Genomic DNA, 21,171 nt, shown 5'->3' with positions numbered 1-21,171 from the left:
TTGCGCTGAAAAAATCATTTCTCAGCGCAATACATAAAAAGTACGTTATAAATGTAAAGGGGAAAACATTTAAATTACAGTACCTAAACTATATTGAACAGTTTTTGTGTCTTCGTTATACTCCATAATCAACTGTTTATTCCAATTACCCAGTTCATTATATCTAAATTTCAAACAGTTATTATTCCAATTCAAAAATTGAATATCATCCATATCTAAAGGACCTGAAACAGCCTTAATATCTTTTAAAGTGTTTTCAAAAATAAAAAGTTCAAAATAATTATGAAGCAGGAAATTACCTTTTGGAGTAACTTCTATATTTTGAAAATCATGGTCTTTTATTTCTTCTATTTTTGAGAAATCAACTGCACTCAAACGTACCATTTTATTTGGGGTGAGAACAAGTAATTCTTCTCTATTTTTGGAATATTTTACGTTCGTTACTTTATAGGATCATCAATTTCTAGATCTATAAAATTAAGCTGCTCATTTAGATTCTTTATTTTATTAGAAAAATTCAATAGAGGTCAGTAGTTAGCTACATATAATTTCAGATTGATGAACTTTATCACTATCGACCATTTTGGTTATTAGATTATTGAATATTGTGTTTTTGGTTTGTGAGCGGTTAATTCTAAAACAAAACTCATTGAAATATCGGTTCAGGTTGAACTCGCTCACCCAAGAATAGGTTGTCCTTATCCAAGATTTTATCTGGTGAATCATAGTATGCAAATCTTTAAAATTCAATCCCCTATCACTATCTACTTGGGTGATGTCATAAGCCTTGGCAATGGGTCTGTATCCTTTCCATTTATCGGTGGTTACTTTGGCTTTTCTATCAATATGTTTAAGGAATATATATTTAAGGGAGCGTGCTGAAAAGTCTCTGATTTTCAATACATACATACGCTTTACCTTACCTTGGTCAGTAAACTCTACAGCTGTAATGGCCTTTTTTTTTTTGTGCTATAACTGCGGCCTATTTTGTTTTGCTCATATCCGCCAAGGACAAACTCATCGACCTGTACATTGCCGTCCATTGGATGGTTTCCGCTCGAGCCCATAGCTTCCCTAACCTTTAACATAAACAAATGTGCCGTTTTCTCTGTTATGCCATAACGAACACCCATTTGGGTCGCTGATAAGCTCTTGCTGGTAGTTGCCATTTCAAAGCAGATAAAAAAAGCGGTACGCACACCAAACCTAACTCTGTGAAAGATGGTATTGGCTGTTGGACTCTCTGTATCTCCACATTTGTTGCAAGTCCTCGAAAAAGTTCTTACGGACTTAATAGCTGCCATTGCCACATTTACGGCAACAATAACCATCCTTCCACTTGATCTGACCTAAATATTCTTTGCAATCCAAGTCTGAATTGAAGCGTTCAGCAAACTCTAGAAGGTTTTGCCCCTTAAAAATATCCATGAAATCCCTGTATTTATTCAGCTTAAAGTTATGAAATTATCTACTGACCTCTAAAATTCAAATAGTAACCCGTAGTGCATTTAGATTAAATTAATTTTAATGTTATTTATGTTTCTATGATATACGAACTGATGTATGTATTGTATCATTGTGAGGGCAGTAATTTTCGAAAGGATTCTAGTCTTAAAACCTTCAAAAGATTTGGCATAATTTCTACGAATCATAAATTGGTCGCATAATTGTGAAAACAGGGTTTCAATCCTTTTACGACTTTTTCTAAATATATAGGGCTGTTGCTGATAATTATATTGATTCTTTCTCATAGGAGTTACTAATTTGATGTTATACTCATCGAACAAATTCAGTTGTATATCGGCTGATAGATAACCTTTGTCTCCAATAAGCAGACAATCATTTAATTGCATCTTAATATCTTTTAAAAATGAATATCATGTACAGAAGCAGGACTAATATCTAAACTTTTAAAAACTCCTTTTACAGAACATACTGCATGAAGTTTATAACCATAATAAGGTGTTGATTGTGTAGCACAATATCCTCTATCAGGAGTGCAATAGGTTTACTCTTTACAAATTTTAGAATGACCACTACGGGATAATTTGCATACTTCTAAAGGCATACTATCAACAATAAAGCAATCCTCAAATTCATTAAAAAAGCTAGATAATTGTTCTCTAATAAGTTCTATTGCCTCGAATAACCTCCTTCGTCTACGATTATAAACGCTTCGTTCTATTTTTGCTGCTAATTTTTCAGGGAGTAATCGAAATAGTTGATGTTCACTATCGATACTCATAAATTCCGATGTTAAATTTATAGAAATCAATTCTTTATCTGTTAGTCTCGGTTTTCTTATTTGATGTAAAAAATTAGATTTTGGTTCAATAGTATTTAAAACCTCTAAAATTTTGTCGTAATTTGTTTGAAAGTTGTGCATAGAAATTATAGTGTAGTTACTACAATTTCCTGCTATTTAGCAGTTTGCACAACTTTTTATAAATGCACTACGGGTTTCATATTTATAGTAAGTTTTATAATGATTCATATGTATCATTAATTAAGATTTATCTTCAATAATACTTATTGCATAACCACCACCTTCAACACTATTTAATGATAACTTAGTCTTATGAGTTACTTTCACCTTTTTTATCGTGTAAGCCTGCGGGTTCGTTTTATAATTAGCATCCTTAGCATCTGCATAAATAGTTGCTGTATATTTTTTTCCTTTATCTAAGAAGTTTAATACAATATTAGATTCGCGGGTTTGTTTTCCATTAACATTACCCACAAACCAATTATTGGTTCCTTTAGCTTTACGGGCTACGGTAATATATCTACCAGGTTCTGCTTCTAAATACTTAGTATCGTCCCAATCTACTGCTACATCCTCTATAAACTTAAACGCATCTAAAAAGCGGTTGTAGTTCTCCGGTAAATCTGCTGCCATTTGTAACGGACTGTACATGGTTACATACAATGCCAACTGGTTACAAATAGTACTGTTTACGTGTGAATGGTTATTTGGATTCATTTTATCAATATCCATTTCAAAAATACCCGGAGTGTAATCCATTGGCCCACCAATTAAACGGGTAAACGGTAAAATAGTTACATGGTTAGCTTTAGACCCTCCAAATGCTTGGTACTCGGTTCCTCTTGCAGCTTCGTTACCAATAAGATTTGGCCACGTTCTGCAAACCCCGGTTGGGCGTACAGCCTCGTGTGCATTTACCATAATGTGGTAATCTGCTGCTTTTTCAATAGCATATTGATAGTGGTTATTAATCCACTGGCTGTAATGCGTTTCTCCTCTTGGCAACATATCACCAACGTAACCACTCTTAACAGCATCGTATCCATTATCTACCATGAATTGGTAAGCAGCATCCATGTGGCGCTCGTAGTTACGGGTAGAACCCGAAGTTTCATGGTGCATAATCATTTTAACTCCTTTAGATTGTGCGTATTGGTGAATACCTTCTACATCAAAATCAGGATAAGGCGTTACAAAATCGAATACATAGTCTTTAGAATGACCAATCCAGTCTTCCCAACCTACATTCCAACCTTCTACCAATACACCGTCAAAACCATGCTCTGCAGCAAAGTCTATATATTCTTTAACATGAGCAGTGTTAGCCGCATGCGTACCATTTGGTGTAGCATGTTCAAAATCGGTTACTCCTAATTGAACAGATGGATAATCGTTGGTATAAGACCAAGAACTTTTTCCTGTAATCATTTCCCACCAAACACCAACATATTTTACCGGATGAATCCAGCTAGTATCTTCTATTTTCGAAGGCTCGTTTAGATTTAAGGTCATTTTAGAAGCAAGAATATCTGCTGCATTGTTGCTTACCATAATGGTTCTCCAAGGAGAAACACAAGGTGCTTGTAAATGCCCTTTGTTACCTTGAGCATCCGGAGTTAACCAGCTTTCAAAAACCATGTTCTTATCATCTAAATTCAGGTGCATACAGCTGTAGTTAATTAAAGCAGCTTCATGTAGATTCATATACAATCCGTCTGCTGTTTTCATCATTAACGCTGTTTGTACCCCGGTTTTAGAAAATTGTTTTTGTGAAGCATTAGCTGTAACCGCAGCATCAAACAAACCGCTGATTTCTGAAAGTTTAGATTCGTTATAATCATACTCCTGAGTATCATAGTCACCCGGAATCCAAAAAGCGGTATGATCTCCAGTCATAGCAAACTGGGTTCTTTCCTCTTTGATAGTGAAATATACCAAGTTCTTTTGCTGAGGAAACTCATAACGGAAACCTAATCCTTCATCAAACAGACGGAAACGTACCATCATTATACGCTCTGTTCCTTTTTGAGTTAGGGTAACTGCTAACTCATTGTAATGATTTCTGATTTCTGCAACTTCTCCCCATACCGGTGTCCAAGTTTCATCAAGCGTAGCAGTCTTTGTATCGGTAATTGAAAAACCATCTAACAAGGATTTTTCATCATCTACCAAATACAATCCCAATTTACTTGGTTTAATAACCTCTTTGCCGTTATAGCTAAGTTCATAAGTAGGTGTTCCATCTTGCAAAAGCGTGAACTTCATGGTAAAGTTACCATCGGGGGAATGCAACAGCTGTGCCTTAGAAGATAAGATTACTCCTAAGAAAAAGCACATCATTAGTGTCAAATGTTTCATTTAATAGTCTATTTTAAGTTGTTGTAATGTATGTTGTTGATCCGGTATACAAACCCAAAGTTCATGGGTGTCCTTATCATAGGTGTATGCAGACTTTGCTCCCGGTTTCTCAAAATCTGAAACGGTTAGTTTTTTTCGGGATAAGCGCTGATCGTTCAGGTATACCTTAGAAGGTTTGGTATCCAGGTGGATTCGAATCCAGTAATTTCGAGGTTCAGAAGGGCGATAATTCCCCAGTTCCTCAGGACTGATGGTTAACTCCATAAATCCCTCTTTGGGAGTACAGCGTACGGTGGTACGACGGTACTGTTCTTTTTGATATCCCAAACTCACCCCATCATCCTCATACAGTTCAAAACGAGCTTCTTTGGTATCGGGAAATACCTCAAATATCAAAGGGGCATTCGGTTCAGCTCCTATATAAGGCATCACCGGCATTTTGGGAATAATACTTCCCGCTTTAACAAACATAGGAATTGTTCCCAAAGTTACCGGAATCTCAATGGTTTGCCCCCCTTTATAAATTATTCCTTCTGAAAAAGGATATTCATACCATCTTCCCTTAGGAAGGTATACTTGACGGGTTTGTTGTCCCTCTTTCACAACTGGGGCTACCAAAAAATTATCCCCCCACATAAAGGAATCATTTATGGTATAAGTAGTTTCATCACTAGGGTAATCTAAAAACAATGGACGCATGATAGGAACCCCGAAATCATAGGATTGTCGTGCCATTGTATAAAGATAGGGATGCAAAGTGTACTTAAGTTCAATTGCTTTTCGAGCAAATTGTTCAACCTTATCACCAAATAGCCAAGGTTCAACAGCATTATCCCCTTCGTGATGAGCTCTGCTAAGAGGATTAAAAATTCCAAATTGTAACCATCTAATGTACAATTCAGAAAAAGCTTCATAATCTGTAATCTCACCGCAATATCCTGAGATATCAGTTGTCCAAAACGGAATCAACCCAAGTCCAGCTGACAACCCCAAAGGTATTTGTCCTTGTAGATTTCTCCATCCATCAGTTACCTCTGATCCATTCCCACTATCTCCGCTCCAACCAAAAGTATATCGTTGCAATCCTGCATAAGCTGCCCTAGTCATTTGAAATACTCTACGATTTGGATTGTGCTTCTTAAATTGTTCTGTCACCACACGATCCCAGGTAGCCCCATACACATTATGAATCTCATCATGCATACCTGCCATATGCTTCATATGTAATCGATCTATACTTTCCATATTGCTCCAAGCAGGTTCACCCATATCAGTCCAAAATCCTTGAACACCGTCATCCAGTACTTGTTGTTGCAGATCTCCCCACCAATCGGCTACTTTAGGGTTTGTGAAATCAACCACCCCAGCATTCCCTCCCCAAGGCCAAGGCATGTTATAGGAAGCATCTGTCCTATCATCTTTCACAAAATAACCGAGGGAATCGGCATGTTTCCATTGAGAGATCGTTGCCTTAGAAACTACCGGATCCTGAGATACAATAATTTTATAACCATCCTCCCTCAAATCGGAGAGCATTTTACGCGCATTTTGATAGCGATCTTTTCGCCATTCAAAATTTTGCAAACCATCTACCCAACCTATATCTTGATAAATAATATCACATGGAATTTTACGTTTTCTATATTCCTCAGCTATTTTACGAGTTAACGTTTCATTGGTCAACATCCCCCTACTTTGCGCCCACCCAAAAGCCCAATTTGGAGGTAATATAGGTTTCCCTGTTAAACGAGTATAACTGAATAGTATGTTTTTATAAGTAGGCCCATACATAAAATAATATACAAAGGAACCATCAGGTGCACCGAAGGTAAATCTATTCGAATCTGTTTTACCAAAATCAAAAGTAGTTTTATAGGTATTATCCAAAAAAATACCATAACCATACGAACTCATAAAAAAAGGTATGCTTTTATAAAGAGGATCCGTTGAACCTGAATAGCAAGGTTGATCACTATTCCACATGGTAAAACGTTTGCCCCTTCGATCCAAGCTACCTGACTTTTCTCCCAAACCGAAAAAGTGTTCATCAGATCTTAATACCTTGTGCGAATGTACCCCGTCAGCTTCCAATGTATATCCGGGAAAAGCATCCCCTAATAATAGGCGTTGATATTTGTCAAATATTTGTACCTGCATTGGCTGCTTTTCTATAACAACCCGTAAAGCAGATGTAAAAATCTCATATTGTGATGTATGCTCAATAACATTCACCTGATAATCCAATTGAAAAGTTTCTGTAATAACAGCAAAGGAAGAATTTTTACGTGTCAACACCCCTTTAGGATCCATCCAAAACCGTATGGTCTGGTCATCTAAAAAGGTAAGGTTTAATGCCGCACCAGTATTGATCTCTAGGGTTATTTCATCAGGAGCATCTTGATGATAATCCACTACTTTCATTGCTTGTTTTTGAGCATGTACAGCTTTTGGAAGAAAGATAAACATCAATAAAATGATAAATAGAAATTTCTGAATATGGTTCTGTAAAGACCATTTCTTATATGGATTCATAACATCATATTATTTTGTACTTATTTGCCATTGAAAGGAAAGGTCTTTTAGTTGACACTTTCCCTTCAATAAGAACAAATAAAGGTTATATAATTACTCGAAAACAAGCATACTCCAATACTTTAAATAAGGTATTGTTACAGTCACCTGATTTCCATCTTTGATAAATTCTAAACTTTGGGATGCTCCTCCGAGATAATCAGGAGAAGCAAACCATACCTTCGATACTGCTTGAGTAGTTTCAAAGCTTAACTTGATATTGTTTTTTACCAATGGTTCAGTTTGTGATTGCTCATTATCCCTCCATTGTAAAGAGTTAACTCCATTAAAATTAAGTAAATGAAACACCTGTTTATTCTCAACTGACTTGGCTAAAACTGCGGTTTGTCCAAATACTGGAGGCCATGAATTCACTGAAATATCTGAATTTAAAGAGGTTACAATGGCTTGCTGAAAAGTTCCACCATCCCGTAATAAGTTCTCATAGGCTACCAGAAAATCGTAATATTCTTGTAATCCGCTGGAAAGTTCAGCCTCTACTTGGAGGTTATTGTATGGGAAATACTCTCTTGAAAGCATGTGCTCTCCAAGTTCCAAATGTGCCCCACCAAAGGCAAAAATTACTGCATCTGTTAACAATACCGCTGGAGTATTAAAGCTTCCTGATTCCATGTCATAATTCATATAAGCGGCCAATACGGTATTCAGTTGTTCGTCCGAAGACTCATAATTATCAACTATAATTTGAGCCAAATCCGCATATTGTTCAGCCGACCATACTTCAGTATAAGCGAAATTGACGGGTGTTTCCAAAATATCACTTTGTCCAAATTGATCAACTGCGTTAAGAACCATTGCTTTTGAAGGAAATTCTTGATATAGTGCATTTAGGAAAGATTCATACCCCTGCGAAAGGTCTATTTGATATCCTCCATAATCATACAAAACCCCACGGTCTCCTAATTGGTCTAAATGCCAACCATCAAAATCTAATTGATTATATACATACTGCGTTTGATTAAATATATAATCATGCCAACCTTCTTTATTGGGGTCTGTGAGATAAATAGTTCCAAAATCACCTAATGCATGACCATCTTTTTCGGTGTGAAAGCGATCTTTATAAGCATACCAAGAAGGTGAAACATTCTCTTCAGGAGATTCATGCCAAACACCAAAAATAAGGTTATAGAACATAGCGGCCATATGATACTCATGTCCTTGATCTATATAGTTCTCTATGGTTTGAAAATACATGGTTCGATTGAATAAATCTTCCCACGATGTCGCAGGCATACCGGTAGTTTCATCCATCGGTAATGGAATATGATGCTTCCAATGCCAATCATAATATTGTAATCCATTGATATGATAATTCTTAAGATTGTTAAGAATTTGATGTTGCTCAGCATCAGATATTGCACCAAAATTAGACAAAAAACCATAACGTGGAAAACGTGTCCAATCTGATGATACATCCACCGCTGTAGTTCCTACAAGAGTATTTCCTGACCATAAGCTTACTTCATACCCCTTAAAATCAATATTGGGAGGAGTCCATGTCCATGAGCTACTTGTCACAGTACTTTGTGATATCACTTCACCACAATATTTGTAAATAACCGTTGCATCACCTGACAACTCGGGAACGCTAAAAGTAACGATATCACCAGGATTATAACGTGCCTTATCTGTTTGTAATCCAACCTCTTGAAAGGTGTTTTCTTGAGGTGCATCTCCTTGATTTGACATTGATAAATTTATATCATCATCCTTACAAGCTGACAACACTACTAATGTCATGAGCATGAATCTCGAAATTATTGTTTGTTTTGAAATCATTATGCTTGCTTTTAAATTTGGGTAATCATCATCGTTTCTGAATCTAAGTTGATTCGAATTTCATAATTACCAGCCTCTCCATTTTGTAATTTCCATTTGTTATCTGGTCCATCACAACCATGAGTAATAATAAAATTTGTATTTGAAATCGGTTGTGCATCAGTTGCTGCGTTGATCCAATCTCCATCACACCAGTCCCCGGTAAACTTAGAAAATTTAAATTCTCCTGTGGCATTATTTGCCCCCAGTGCTGCACTAAATACGTACTCACCATTTTGATAGTTCATTGGTGATGGTGTTGCAATATCCCAACCATTAGCCCCTCCATCTCCAATTATATAAACCATGACTTGTTCAAAAGCAATTGTATTATCTTCAGTATTTAGGGTTATTTTATAACGTCCTTCTGTTGCAGAAGTGATTAACCAATTAGTATCTGAGGTACACCCTGAATTTTGTAGTACCAAGCCATTGGTTAATTCCATATTATCCATTTCCGGACGATACCATTCACCACACCAATCTCCTAATGGTCCTGCAAAAATTTTAAAATTACCAGTGCTTAAATGCCCTTCATAACTAAAAATGAAAGGGTCATCAGTGCTTTGCTCCATGGCAATTGGAGTATCAATATTCCATCCACTTTCCGAAGCATCCCCAACTATCCAGAGTAATGAAAAAGGTGGTTCGTCTATATTCTGAGCAACTATGCTGATATCAATAGTCAATGTAAGCAGATCCACTTTTACCAAATATTCTTCTCCTTGAGGAGCTAAATCTGTAATACTCCATTGTAAATCCTGACCACTTCCCCCTTCATTATACACCATTAAATCAGGATCCATTTCATTTCTTGTATAAAAATCTTGACACCAACATGTCTCCCGACTAACGGCAAACTTGAAGTTTCCAATAGAAAGAGGTCCTTGATATAAATACACACCGCGTTGACCACTTTGGGATTGCATCTCAATAGCATTGGCTATATCCCATCCATTCGGAGTTGCATCTCCAACCATAAACAAATTTTGGGTGATAGGTTTAAAAAGGCTTACTTCAAAAGTAACTTCTGCATATTGATCCGATACTTCTGAATTTCCAATAAATGCCATAATTCTGGCTTTTAATGCATAACTGATATCCGATTCATATCCCCTTTCCAATAAGATTTGATTTAAGTCACCATACGTAATAGAATAATTATAAGTCTGTTGCAAGTCATCGGCTAAAATTACAATGGGATTTGAAAAATCTCCATCAAAATGATCTAGTGCTAAGGTATACTGAATAGCTTTCCCGGATTGTTCATTAGTCCCAGTTGTCCAGTTAAAACTAATTTCATTCGTAAATAAGCTCTCCACTAAAGAAAGCGTATCTTGTGAAATAGAAAGGGTTAATTTATCTTGCTGTGCCAGTGTTTGATCCTCAAAATGATCATCACAAGAACCTATAGTAATTCCTAATAAACTTATTAAGAATACCATTTGAAAATGAAAAAACTTTATATTCTTCATGTTAAACAGTTTTAGTAACCCGGATTTTGGGTTAGATTTGGATTTCGATCAAGTTCAATTTGTGGAATTGGAAATAATAAGTGCTTTTCAGAGGCATTCGACTTTCCTATAGAATGTAAAAAATCTAATCCATATTGTCCTTCTTGTACACGTATTAAGTCAAACCAGCGCTGTCCTTCAAAAGCTAACTCCAAACGACGTTCTTTAAGCACTGCTTTACGAAAATCGGATTGACTTAAACCAACCGAAAGATCACTTAATCCAGCTCGATTACGAATCATATTCACATATGGGTATGCCAATGAAGTATCTCCCAATTCATTCAATGCTTCTGCCTTTATCAAGATCACATCTGCATATCTAAGAATTGGAAAATTCAAAGGACTGTTATCATAAGAAGGAATGGCACTTAATGGCACCAAAAATTTACGAACATTATAACCTGTATAGGAATATTCAGCTTGATACTCTTTGCTATCGAATGATGGACATCCCTGATATAACACCGTCACTTGTTTGCGTAAATCTCCCGTCTCATATTGGTTTATAAACTCTTCAGTAGGCTGATTCCAACCATACGCTCCCCCGACAAAATTAGATCCCCTAGGGCCCATAAATGGACTTGTCCACGAGGCTTGATTTTCATTAGACCAAAAATCATATCCTCCGTCAGAGGCATATTGTACTTCAAATATAGATTCTTGAGAATTTTCGTTATCCACTGAAAAATTCATACTATAATCTGCATTCAGGGCATATCCTAAACTCTCCACCATAGTAGCTGCATTAACAGCTTCCTGATAGTCTCCTAAAGTAAGATATACTTTAGCCAATAGACCATAGGCTGCACCTTTTGATGCTCTGCCTACATCTTGAGCTGCATAGCTATTCTTAGTAGGTAATAATTCAGTAGCCATTAACAAATCACTTATAATCTGTTGATATACTTGGTCCACAGATGTTCTCGCAGGCAATAAATCATCATCGGAATGAACCGGAGTAATGACCAATGGAACATCCCCAAAAAAACGGGCTAGAATAAAATAATAATGGGCTCTTAGAAAATATGCTTCTCCCATACTTCGATCCCGAATGTCTTCATCAATAGTTAGGTTAGGTGCAGTTTCTAAAACAATGTTGGTCATTAAAATACCCGGCCAAGGTCCTCTCCATAAATCAAGTACTCCAGCATTATCAGGTTGGGTAACAAAGTTTGATAAATTCTGGGTCTCTATACCATCGGTACCTCCACCCGCTCCAACTATGCTATTGCCAGCCACAATATCTGTACTCCACATTCTAAGATTGTAGAGTTTAGGCCATTGTAAGGGCTGGTAAGCTCCATTTACAACCGAAATTAACTCTTCTGCTGTTTTGGGATAATTCGCTGTATTGATGGTATCCAATGGTTGCTTATCTAAAAAATCATCACTGCAACCACACATCAAGGTGCATGCTATAAATGTGATATATAAAATCTTTCTTTTCATTTGTAACTGTTTAAAATTAAAATCCAAGGGTCGCTCCAAATGTGAAACTTTGTGTAACTGGATAAATATTATTATCAATACCATCGGTATTTACTTCTGGATCAAATCCTGAATAATTAGTCAAAGTCCACAAATTTTGAGCTGAAGCATAGAGCTTTAAAGAACTAAAAAAAGGTTTTTTAAATAGTTCTGTGGGTACATTGTAACTTAGGTTTACATTTTTGAGACGGATATATGACCCATCTTCAATATAACGAGTTGAAGGTCTCGTATTTTGATTGGGATCCCCAAACACAGCTCTCGGCATTGAGTTACTGGTTCCAGGTCCTTGCCATCTATGCAATACCGCTCGAGATTGATTGGTAGTTACAGACATGTTTTCTAAATACAAACGATTCGCATTAAAAATATCATTTCCATATACCCCTTGAAAAAATATACTTATATCAAAATTTCCAATTGAAAAGTTGTTGTTAAGAGAAAATGTAATATCTGGATTTGGATTCCCTATAAAAGTACGATCTTGATCATTGATTATACCATCACTATTTAAATCTTTAAATCGTATATCTCCAGGAGCAGTACTTGTAGCCGGATTTGTTCCTGGAATCTGTACTGCATGCTCGGTTACCTCTTGTTGATTCTGAAAAATACCATCTTGAACAAATCCATAAAATACATTGATTGGATATCCAGGTTGGATACGAGCTAAACTATAGTTCAACCCGATACTACCCGTTGTCAATGGAGTATCACTATTGATATCAATAACCTGATTATCGTTAAACGCAAAGACTACATCGGTATTCCACTGAAATTTTTCATGCTCCATTGTTCGTGTAGATAACATAATTTCAATCCCCTTATTTTCGATAGATCCCGCATTTATATAAGGTACATATACATCTGAATATCCCGAAGTTACTGGAACCGTCTGAGGTACTAGCATATCCTCTGTACGCTTTAAATAGGCATCTACTGTCAAAGCTATTTTATGATTCCATAAGCTAAGATCCATACCTGCATTCCATTGTTTTTGAGATTCCCACTGAACATTGGAATTTGGTAAAACAGTTGGAACTGCAGCAGTTACAAAAGTGTTATTAAAATTATATACATTTGTATTATAAGCAGAGGCGAAAGAATAGTTTCCTATATTTTGATTTCCAGTAATTCCATACCCTAAACGCAGTTTTAAATCATCTAAATAATCAGCAGAGCTTAAAAATGACTCCTCCGATAAACGCCAGGCAATGGAAGCTGAAGGAAAGGTTCCATATTTATTTCCTTCACCAAAACGAGAAGAACCATCTCTACGAACAGTAGTGGTTAAATAATATTTATTTTTATAATCAAATTGACCTCGGGCAAAATAAGAGAATATGGCCCACTCAGACCCCGATCCATTAATAGTTGGTTGCAGTAAACCATTATTTAAGGTCTGTGTTTCCTCACTGGGAAATCCTTGTACAGAGCCACTAATGTATTTGTATTGATTCTCTTGAGCACTTGTACCTATCACGGCAGTCAAAGAGGTTCCTCCATCCCATGTTTTGGTATATGTCAAAGTATTATCCCATAACATAGTTAAACTCTTATTAGATCCCTCGGATAAATAAGCATTTAAAGAAACATCTGAACCCCAAGCATAAGAAGGAACCCATGTTCGGGAATCCCAAAAATTAGCCTCTATACCGAACAATGACTTTAGGCTAAAACCATTAAAAAATGACAATTCTCCATATATATTACCTTGTACATTATACCCCTTAGTGGTATTCTCCACAATATTAGATTTACCTATTGGATTTTCTACATCCCCAGAATAAATGGCTTGACCTAACGGTCCTGTATATACGCCGTCTTGATCGTAAATAGATTGGGTAGGTAAAGAAAGTAATGCATTTTGAATACTATTATCTCCATTTTCCTTGACATCATAATTTAATTTCAGGCGATTCCCAAATTTCAAGTGCTCATTAAGTTCGACATCGCTATTAAACTGAGCTATGTATCGGGTATAATCAGAATTAATAATCGTTCCAGATTGATCAAAAACATTAAACGAAGTATATAAATTAGACTTTTCGTTTCCCTTGGTATACGATACTGTAATGTTTTGTTGTTTCCCTGTAGTAAAAAACGCATCCACCCAATCAGTTCCTGCTCCCAATGTTTCCGGATTAGCGAACTCTGGATTGGGAGTTAGTCCTCCATTAACCAATATTTCATTATTCAATGTAGCAAATTCTTGAGCATTTAAAACTTCTAGTACATTTGTTGGTCGCTGAAAACTCGTAAAAACATCTACATCAAGTTTTCCCATTCCTTGCTTTCCCTTTTTGGTGGTAATTATAACGACACCATTCGATCCACGAGAACCATAGATAGCTGTTGCAGAAGCATCTTTTAGTACCTGTAAAGAAGCAACATCTTTCATATTTACCTGATTTAATCCTCCGTTTAAAGGCATTCCATCCACTACAATCAAAGGGTCATTATTTCCTATGGTTCCCGTTCCCCGAATTCGGAACGTTGGATTATTTCCAGGTTGACCAGAAGTAATCACAGTAACCCCCGCCGCACGTCCTTGAATTGCATCTCCTATATTAGAAGTTGGTTGGCCAGCTACATCCTCAAGAGAAACTGAGGTAACCGATCCTGTCAAATCACTTTGTTTAGCTTCTCCATATCCAATCACAACAACCTCATCTAAACTGGTAGCATCCGGTAATAATGTGACATTAACGGGGGAAGAATCAGCTTTAATGTGTTGTGTTTGATATCCCACAAAACTAATTACCAAAACAGACTCACTATTGGCAACTTGAATCGAAAAGTGACCATCAAAGTCGGTAGATACACCATTGGTCGTTTCCCCCTCCACCACGGAGGCACCAGGTAAAGGGATCCCTTCGTGATCTGTGACGACTCCCTCAATCGTTTTCTTAACTTGAATTTGAGCATTGATTCCCATGGGTATGAGTATCATAAAACAAAGCCAATACAGTTGACCATAGTTTTTAAAAATTAATTTACACATACTTGTTTGTTTATTGTTTATTTGATAATAATGATAAAATAGCATCGTAGGGGGGTAATATGCCATCGTTACAAATCCAAATAAACGAAAAAACAGGCCTGTCTTAACCTAAATCAAAATACATATAGAATTTCATAGCCTTTCAAAAGCTATATAAAACTACAAAATGCTGATGATCAGTATTTTAAATTTAATTTATATAAAAAATACATATAGAAATTACATTGAAAAAACATTAAAAAAAGACGGCTATTTTTCCAGATAATGCAATTTAGAAAGTTCTAAATGAAGTATTCTCAAGAAGCAACTCATCAAACTGGTGTTTCAATACGACGGATTGATTGCGTACCTTGGTTTTGTATGCATAAATAGAATTAACCGAATAACCCAGTATTTGAGCTATTTTCTCGTTGTGTGAGATTCCTAATTTTAATAAGGCATAAATACGAAGTTCTTTGGTCAGCGCATCTCCTTCCGATATATGTATACGATAAGGTTCTTGCATTAATTTATTATATTCTTCAATGAAATTTGGATATAATTCCATAAACGCACGATCAAAGTTTTTTAGAAGTTTATTCTTTTCCTTTCGGGTATGATACTGTCGTGCTACAAAGGCAATTTTTCGAAAATCTTCTGCAGCAACTCCTTCATTAATTTGTAGCATAAAATCATTGAATTTTTCAAAAATATCATCATACTGTGTAAAGAAAAAGCCTACATATTCTTCTTTAATCTCATTGGTTTCTTGAAGTTTTTTATTTATCTTCTCAATCTCTTGATTTCTAAACTTTAGTTCTTGATTTACCTCTTCCAATCGGTTATTTGCCTTAGTCAAATTTCCATTAGCACTTGATAACAATTGTTCAGCTTTTCTAATTCTTCTGTATTGATTAAATATGACCAAGGTAAGTCCTGCAACAGCTATTAAAATTCCAATGGCAATCATATACTGCCAATACAATCGCTCTTTTTCCTTCTCCATATTGGCTACTAACTGCTGCTCAATTAAAGGAAAAATAGCTCCTACCTGAATTTTTCGTTGTTGTGCTCCATAGAAAACTGCATCTTCGTAGGCTTTTTGAATAAGTACAGAAGCATGATTAACATCACCATTTTGAAAAAGAATAGCAGCTAGCTTGATAATTGCTAGAGATTCCTTTGTAGAATTTTTAATATCCGCCATAGCGGCATAAGAATAGTGTGGAACTGCCTTTTTACTGTACCCTAATTGGGAATAAATTTCTCCAGTAATATAATGTACTAAAGCAAAATCTCGATCTGAAAGTCCGGCTTGCTCAAAGGCTTGAAAATCAGCTAAAGCTTCAGTTAATTTTCCTTCTTTATATTTATTAAATGCCTTTAAAAACGAATGAAAAAAAGTTCCTGATTGTGTATAAGCAAGGGCTACTTCCCGATATCGTTTTGCTTGGATCAGATAGTTCTCCCGAAAGGGAAGTACATCCGAATATTCAGCCATATCCCCATAGCATCTTCCCAATAAACCATAATAAAGTGACTTCTGATCTGTTTGAATTTGTAAGGTATCCATTTGAGCTACATACGCTAATGCTTCATAGTACATTCCTGAGGAAACACATATATCAATCAAATTTATTCGTGATTGAATCTCAAACTGCCTATCACTTAGTTCAGTGGATAAAAGATAACTTTTTTCGGCATAATAAAATGCAGAATCCCGGTTGAAAACCTTGTACTCTTGGTATAATATAGTTGCAATCTCATATTGCTGTTTAATCCTTTCTTTGGATACCTTAACTAGTTGCTCTTTGAGATTAATCAACCTTTGATTTTTTGCAGCATCTATAACTTTCACTTGAGCTAATAAGTCTTCGAGTTTCTCCCATGATACATCCTGTTCCTGTCCCTGCATCCCCCAATAAGAAAAAATACCAATTATAAGAAACATTACACATTTGCCTAGAGGGTGTATTCTCACATATTTCATTCAGATCATATTATAATTAAATAGGGGAATTATATAAAAGTATTCAAAAAAAGAAAACCAATGATCATCCTTTTTATTTAAGCTCTTTACCTTCTTTTTAACCTATCAGTAATTTCAAGAATTTTAGTTATATGCAATCAATTAAACATCAAAAAACAAACAAAAACATCGGCACTTTCATAGGCTTATTACTTGTAATCACGAGTATACTTTGAAATATAATCAATAAACAAAAATAACATCCTAACCGATATTGATCTTGCAATCGGTAAATAAAATATAGATATTTTTTCAAACGTTACCTATACAAAGTATTGATTTTTAAGACATTTAAATATCATTTAAATACAATATCATATAGAAATGTATCCTTTAAATATCTCTATACGACTAAACTTCACAGTATATATAGCTCATGTACATACCCCCCCAACGCTCCGAAAATATCAAACTAAGATTCATATTAGTATTGATCGCTACGTATTATAAAAATGACAAAATTTTTGAAATACTGTATTCATATCTTCCTGAATTTGCGTGTTGTTAAGCAGATCACTAGGGAAAGGATTTTCATGAATGTAAGCACGATTAAAATCCAACTCTTCTACAATAATAGGGATATCTCGAAAAGCACCTTGCAAGGTGTTTATCACTTCAAAGGATGGAATAACTTGATCCTTCTTCAAAGTAATTGCGTAAAATTGCGAAGCATATTTTTTCAATAAATCCTCTCGAAATGTACGCAACTTCTGATATTCTAACATCGCATAAAAGACTTTTCCTTCTTTATGATCCTCATGGATATAATGATGCAAGCGCTTATCATTTTCCATTACTTTGTCCAAATGTTCTATTAAAAAAGAATACAACGCTATATTAGCTTCACTATCCAAAATAAATTTTGATACAGGAGACAATCGATTTAGCGTTGGTCCGCTACAAAATAAGCATACTTTGCTCCGATCAAAAAAATTCCTATGATTGGCTAACTTTAAAATTTGAGCCAGAAATCCGCCTATGGAAAATGCAAAAATATCAAAGGTAAAATCCTTTGCTATTAAAGGATGTTCTCCTTTTTTACATTGAGTAATCCACTGTATAACATCAAAATAGGTTTGCAATCCTGACCATATGAATCGTTGTGGCATAGCATGAAGCCGCATGCTAATAGCAACATTAGATAAGGTAGAATGTACCAACAAAGGATGATTGGATTTGCGAATAGCACTCAATTGATACATAGCCCTTTTATTACTCCAATATTCAGGTGTACGTTGCATATGAAAGGCTATAGGAAATAACACCACAGCACTACCTGTACCTGTAGCCATGGCTTCCGCCCAGGGATAATATTTATCCCAATCTTTTTCATTAAGTCCGTGAAAAAGCAAAATGACCTTAGAAGCTTTTGTCTGTTCTTTTGGAAGAATTATTTGATATTTAAAAAAGCGATTTTCCAAAATATCTATATCTTCTTGGTGAACATGATCGTAGTTTGCCGCTATATCAGTAATTGTTTTCGAGCCAGAGAAATTACTCAAATGTTCTTCACAATAATAGGACATTGCCCCAGGTAAAATTGTATAGGCTATAGACTCAAAACCAAATTCGTGGATAACTGTATTCATTGATCGTGTATATAAAGATTCGTAGTGTAGCATGTAAGTATTGCACAACGCTCAATTATGAAATAAAGGTATCCGTTTTATTTATACAATGAAACGATATTTATCATCCAAAAAGCGTTATTTCAAAATATTGTATTGGATCATATTCCTGCTGTAAGTCTGAAAATAAAAAAAGGAGATGTACACCTAAATACATCTCCTTAACAAACAAATATTAACCTAATCCAAATAGGTAATCATAAACATCTCTATACCTTAGTGTATTATTGAAATTACTATTAATGTTGTACTTTAATTTTTTTAAATGAACGCTGACCTCCCTCAGATGTTACCTGTAACACATACCATCCGTTGGCTACATGAGTTACGTCCAACACATTCCCTCTGGTGGTTTCTACTACCTGCCCTAAGGAATTATACAAGGTCAGCTCCGCTTCCTGATTACGCTTAAGAAATATTTTTTGGTTTGCTGGATTTGGATATATATTAATGGACTGCTCAACGAGCTCTTGGGTATCTAATGAAGTATTTAGTAAATATAACAAGGCATTTTCTGTTATATCTTGTACTACTGCATTATTTCCTGTACCTGGAGCATACCAATCATAGACCCCAGCTCCATACCAAATGACCGTACCATCACCCGTAGAATTAGGCGAAAATAAAGCGCCTTGAATTTCATTTCCATTGCAATTCTCTAATAAAATAGTCGCCTGTAAAGTCGTCTCAAAAGTGGTTCTTTTATCACTTAATACACCACTTGGGGTATCATCATGAATACGTCCCCAATCTAAATTGTATTGACACGCGCGATTTTTCTTTTCTGTATCAGCAGTTAAAAATTCCAAATAATCCATAGCAAAGGTACATCCTGTTACTGGTACCAAATTTATGCCATTGACTAAAGCAACTGGACCACTCCAATGTGTACCCCATGCAGCGGCAGTATTCGAAGGATTTACAGTTACATCTCCAAAAGTTTGATTCGGACGATATTCCCATGGGCTGGATAAGCCATCAAAAACCCCTAAAACTTCCAGCGCTTTTCCCGCATAGTTTCCTAAAAAAATATTTCCTCCTGTTTCATAATAATTTCTAATACTTGTAATGAAGGCATTTTCCAAAGCTGCACACGCTCCACCATCTGCCGTCCCTGCTCCGTTCCATTGAAAACCAGCTTCTCGAATTACACAGTGTTGTTCTCCATTACTCTCTTGTGTTCCTCTAGGCCATTCATTCAATCGTTCTGGATACGTAGCCCCATCACATTGAATCCATAAAAGATCATATCCACTGATATCAGCTCCCTCCGCGACATCTTGAAAAGAGTAATACGTTCCGGTGATATTCGAATGTGCCGGAAGAAATGTGTCCATAAACCAAACTGCTGCAGCGCGATCATCCTCATACGTAAAACCATCTGAAGCAGTAGGTATATTATCAGTATAGGTGGCTCCCTGTCCTAAAAAGGCAATGGATTGCTGTTGTGCATATAATCGATTTCCAAGGCCACCATACCAAATCATAATTACTAGTATATAAAAAAGGTAGTGTTGTTTCATTTTGTTTTTGTTATACGGGTATTCTGCATTAACAGAATACCCGTTGGTTCTATTTATTGGCATTCATCATATGTAATATATCCGCTGAGTTTACCGTTGGATTGGCTCCTGAGGCACTTGCAACCAAACTCCCCACAGCACAAGCCATGTCTAACGCTTTTTGTGGATCTTGGTCTACCAATAGCTTACACAGTAAAGTTCCAAGAAAAGAATCCCCTGCCCCCACAGTGTCCGCTACTTGTACATGGTATCCTCCATTATAATAAAATTCGTCATCCCATAGCAATACGGCTCCATGAGCTCCTCTTGTCACACATATTGTTTTGCTTTTGGTTTGATCTGCTATCCAACGCATAGCATGCTCTAAAGAAGTAATCTTTAACCCCATAGCTTCCACAATTTCATAAATTTCATCATCGTTAAACTTGATAAAATCTGCCTTATCCATAAATCCCCTCAACAAGGGAAATTGATAATAAGGGGCTCTTAAATTCACATCAAAAACTTTGTACATTTTAGAGTGCTTTTCATGGGATAACAGCTCCTCCAAAGTCGCTCTCGAGGTCGCATTTCTTGAAGCTAAACTTCCATAAATTAATACATCAATTTCTTCCAATAAATCATCCAACTCGGCAGTGTGTGGAATAAAATCCCACGCTGCTGGAAATTGGATGTCATAACTAGGACTTCCCTGCGCCCCTAGAGTAACATTCACAACCCCTGTAGGATATTGTTCAAGACGATTAACAGCGCGTAAATTGATCCCTTTATCGTACATATAATTCCATAATTCTGTACCATTCTCGTCGGTACCTACCGCACTAATCATAGCCACTGGAAATTGATACGATTTTATCCGCAAAGCGATATTTAAGGGGGCTCCTCCTATTTTTTTTTGCGTCCCAAATACATCAAATAATACTTCACCATAACTGGCAAACCTGAGTTTCGTATGTGTAAACATTAT

Annotated in this window: 11 protein-coding genes and 2 pseudogenes; all 13 read right to left on the bottom strand. The window is 36.0% G+C overall.

Annotated elements, in window-relative coordinates; genetic code table 11:
* Nucleotides 1-69: 69 nt before the first annotated feature.
* Nucleotides 70-375 (bottom strand): hypothetical protein, encoded by a 306-nt coding sequence (locus BM383_RS11095; protein ID WP_143106410.1) that lies wholly within the window; start codon nucleotides 373-375, stop codon nucleotides 70-72.
* A 159-nt stretch (nucleotides 376-534) separates the two neighbouring features.
* Nucleotides 535-1,428: pseudogene (locus BM383_RS11090) on the bottom strand (IS1595 family transposase).
* An 80-nt stretch (nucleotides 1,429-1,508) separates the two neighbouring features.
* Nucleotides 1,509-2,386, bottom strand: a pseudogene (locus BM383_RS11085) (IS982 family transposase).
* Between the two features lie 120 nt (nucleotides 2,387-2,506).
* On the bottom strand, nucleotides 2,507-4,624 hold the full coding sequence (locus BM383_RS11080; protein ID WP_093025199.1) for a glycoside hydrolase family 97 protein: 2,118 nt from the start codon (nucleotides 4,622-4,624) through the stop codon (nucleotides 2,507-2,509).
* The gene (locus BM383_RS11075) at nucleotides 4,625-7,156 is read right to left on the bottom strand and encodes a glycoside hydrolase family 31 protein (RefSeq protein WP_245766574.1); all 2,532 of its coding nucleotides are present in this window, start codon (nucleotides 7,154-7,156) and stop codon (nucleotides 4,625-4,627) included.
* Between the two features lie 93 nt (nucleotides 7,157-7,249).
* Nucleotides 7,250-8,965: a glycoside hydrolase family 66 protein gene (locus BM383_RS11070; RefSeq protein ID WP_177229109.1), complete on the bottom strand. Its 1,716-nt coding sequence runs from the start codon at nucleotides 8,963-8,965 to the stop codon at nucleotides 7,250-7,252.
* Nucleotides 8,966-9,009: 44 nt separating this feature from the next.
* Nucleotides 9,010-10,512: a SusE domain-containing protein gene (locus BM383_RS11065; protein ID WP_093025196.1), complete on the bottom strand. Its 1,503-nt coding sequence runs from the start codon at nucleotides 10,510-10,512 to the stop codon at nucleotides 9,010-9,012.
* Nucleotides 10,513-10,523: 11 nt separating this feature from the next.
* Entirely contained in the window at nucleotides 10,524-12,002 is a 1,479-nt protein-coding gene (locus BM383_RS11060; RefSeq protein WP_093025237.1) for a RagB/SusD family nutrient uptake outer membrane protein, read from the bottom strand.
* A 16-nt stretch (nucleotides 12,003-12,018) separates the two neighbouring features.
* Complete coding sequence (locus BM383_RS11055; RefSeq protein ID WP_177229108.1) at nucleotides 12,019-15,045, bottom strand: SusC/RagA family TonB-linked outer membrane protein; 3,027 nt, start codon at nucleotides 15,043-15,045, stop codon at nucleotides 12,019-12,021.
* Nucleotides 15,046-15,316: 271 nt separating this feature from the next.
* The gene (locus tag BM383_RS11050) at nucleotides 15,317-17,014 is read right to left on the bottom strand and encodes a DUF6377 domain-containing protein (RefSeq protein WP_143106409.1); all 1,698 of its coding nucleotides are present in this window, start codon (nucleotides 17,012-17,014) and stop codon (nucleotides 15,317-15,319) included.
* Between the two features lie 476 nt (nucleotides 17,015-17,490).
* Nucleotides 17,491-18,690: a DUF6051 family protein gene (locus BM383_RS11045; protein ID WP_317040077.1), complete on the bottom strand. Its 1,200-nt coding sequence runs from the start codon at nucleotides 18,688-18,690 to the stop codon at nucleotides 17,491-17,493.
* A 230-nt stretch (nucleotides 18,691-18,920) separates the two neighbouring features.
* Nucleotides 18,921-20,204, bottom strand: a complete 1,284-nt coding sequence (locus tag BM383_RS11040; protein WP_177229107.1) for a DUF4960 domain-containing protein — start codon at nucleotides 20,202-20,204, stop codon at nucleotides 18,921-18,923.
* Between the two features lie 49 nt (nucleotides 20,205-20,253).
* Nucleotides 20,254-21,168 (bottom strand): carbohydrate kinase family protein, encoded by a 915-nt coding sequence (locus tag BM383_RS11035; protein WP_093025236.1) that lies wholly within the window; start codon nucleotides 21,166-21,168, stop codon nucleotides 20,254-20,256.
* Nucleotides 21,169-21,171: the final 3 nt, after the last annotated feature.

The organism is Pustulibacterium marinum (assembly GCF_900116665.1).
In the GTDB taxonomy this organism is placed as follows: Bacteria; Bacteroidota; Bacteroidia; order Flavobacteriales; family Flavobacteriaceae; genus Pustulibacterium; species Pustulibacterium marinum.
Note: the sequence above shows the minus strand (reverse complement) of the source record. Positions and strands in the feature narration are given on the sequence as shown.

Bases quoted from the DNA above. Each gene is read 5' to 3' on its own strand.
- BM383_RS11080 (WP_093025199.1), bottom strand. From the start codon at position 4,624: ATGAAACATTTGACACTAATGATGTGCTTTTTCTTAGGAGTAATCTTA.
- BM383_RS11075 (WP_245766574.1), bottom strand. From the start codon at position 7,156: ATGAATCCATATAAGAAATGGTCTTTACAGAACCATATTCAGAAATTT.
- BM383_RS11070 (WP_177229109.1), bottom strand. From the start codon at position 8,965: ATGCTCATGACATTAGTAGTGTTGTCAGCTTGTAAGGATGATGATATA.
- BM383_RS11065 (WP_093025196.1), bottom strand. From the start codon at position 10,512: ATGAAGAATATAAAGTTTTTTCATTTTCAAATGGTATTCTTAATAAGT.
- BM383_RS11060 (WP_093025237.1), bottom strand. From the start codon at position 12,002: ATGAAAAGAAAGATTTTATATATCACATTTATAGCATGCACCTTGATG.
- BM383_RS11055 (WP_177229108.1), bottom strand. From the start codon at position 15,045: ATGTGTAAATTAATTTTTAAAAACTATGGTCAACTGTATTGGCTTTGT.
- BM383_RS11050 (WP_143106409.1), bottom strand. From the start codon at position 17,014: ATGAAATATGTGAGAATACACCCTCTAGGCAAATGTGTAATGTTTCTT.
- BM383_RS11040 (WP_177229107.1), bottom strand. From the start codon at position 20,204: ATGAAACAACACTACCTTTTTTATATACTAGTAATTATGATTTGGTAT.
- BM383_RS11035 (WP_093025236.1), bottom strand. From the start codon at position 21,168: ATGTTTACACATACGAAACTCAGGTTTGCCAGTTATGGTGAAGTATTA.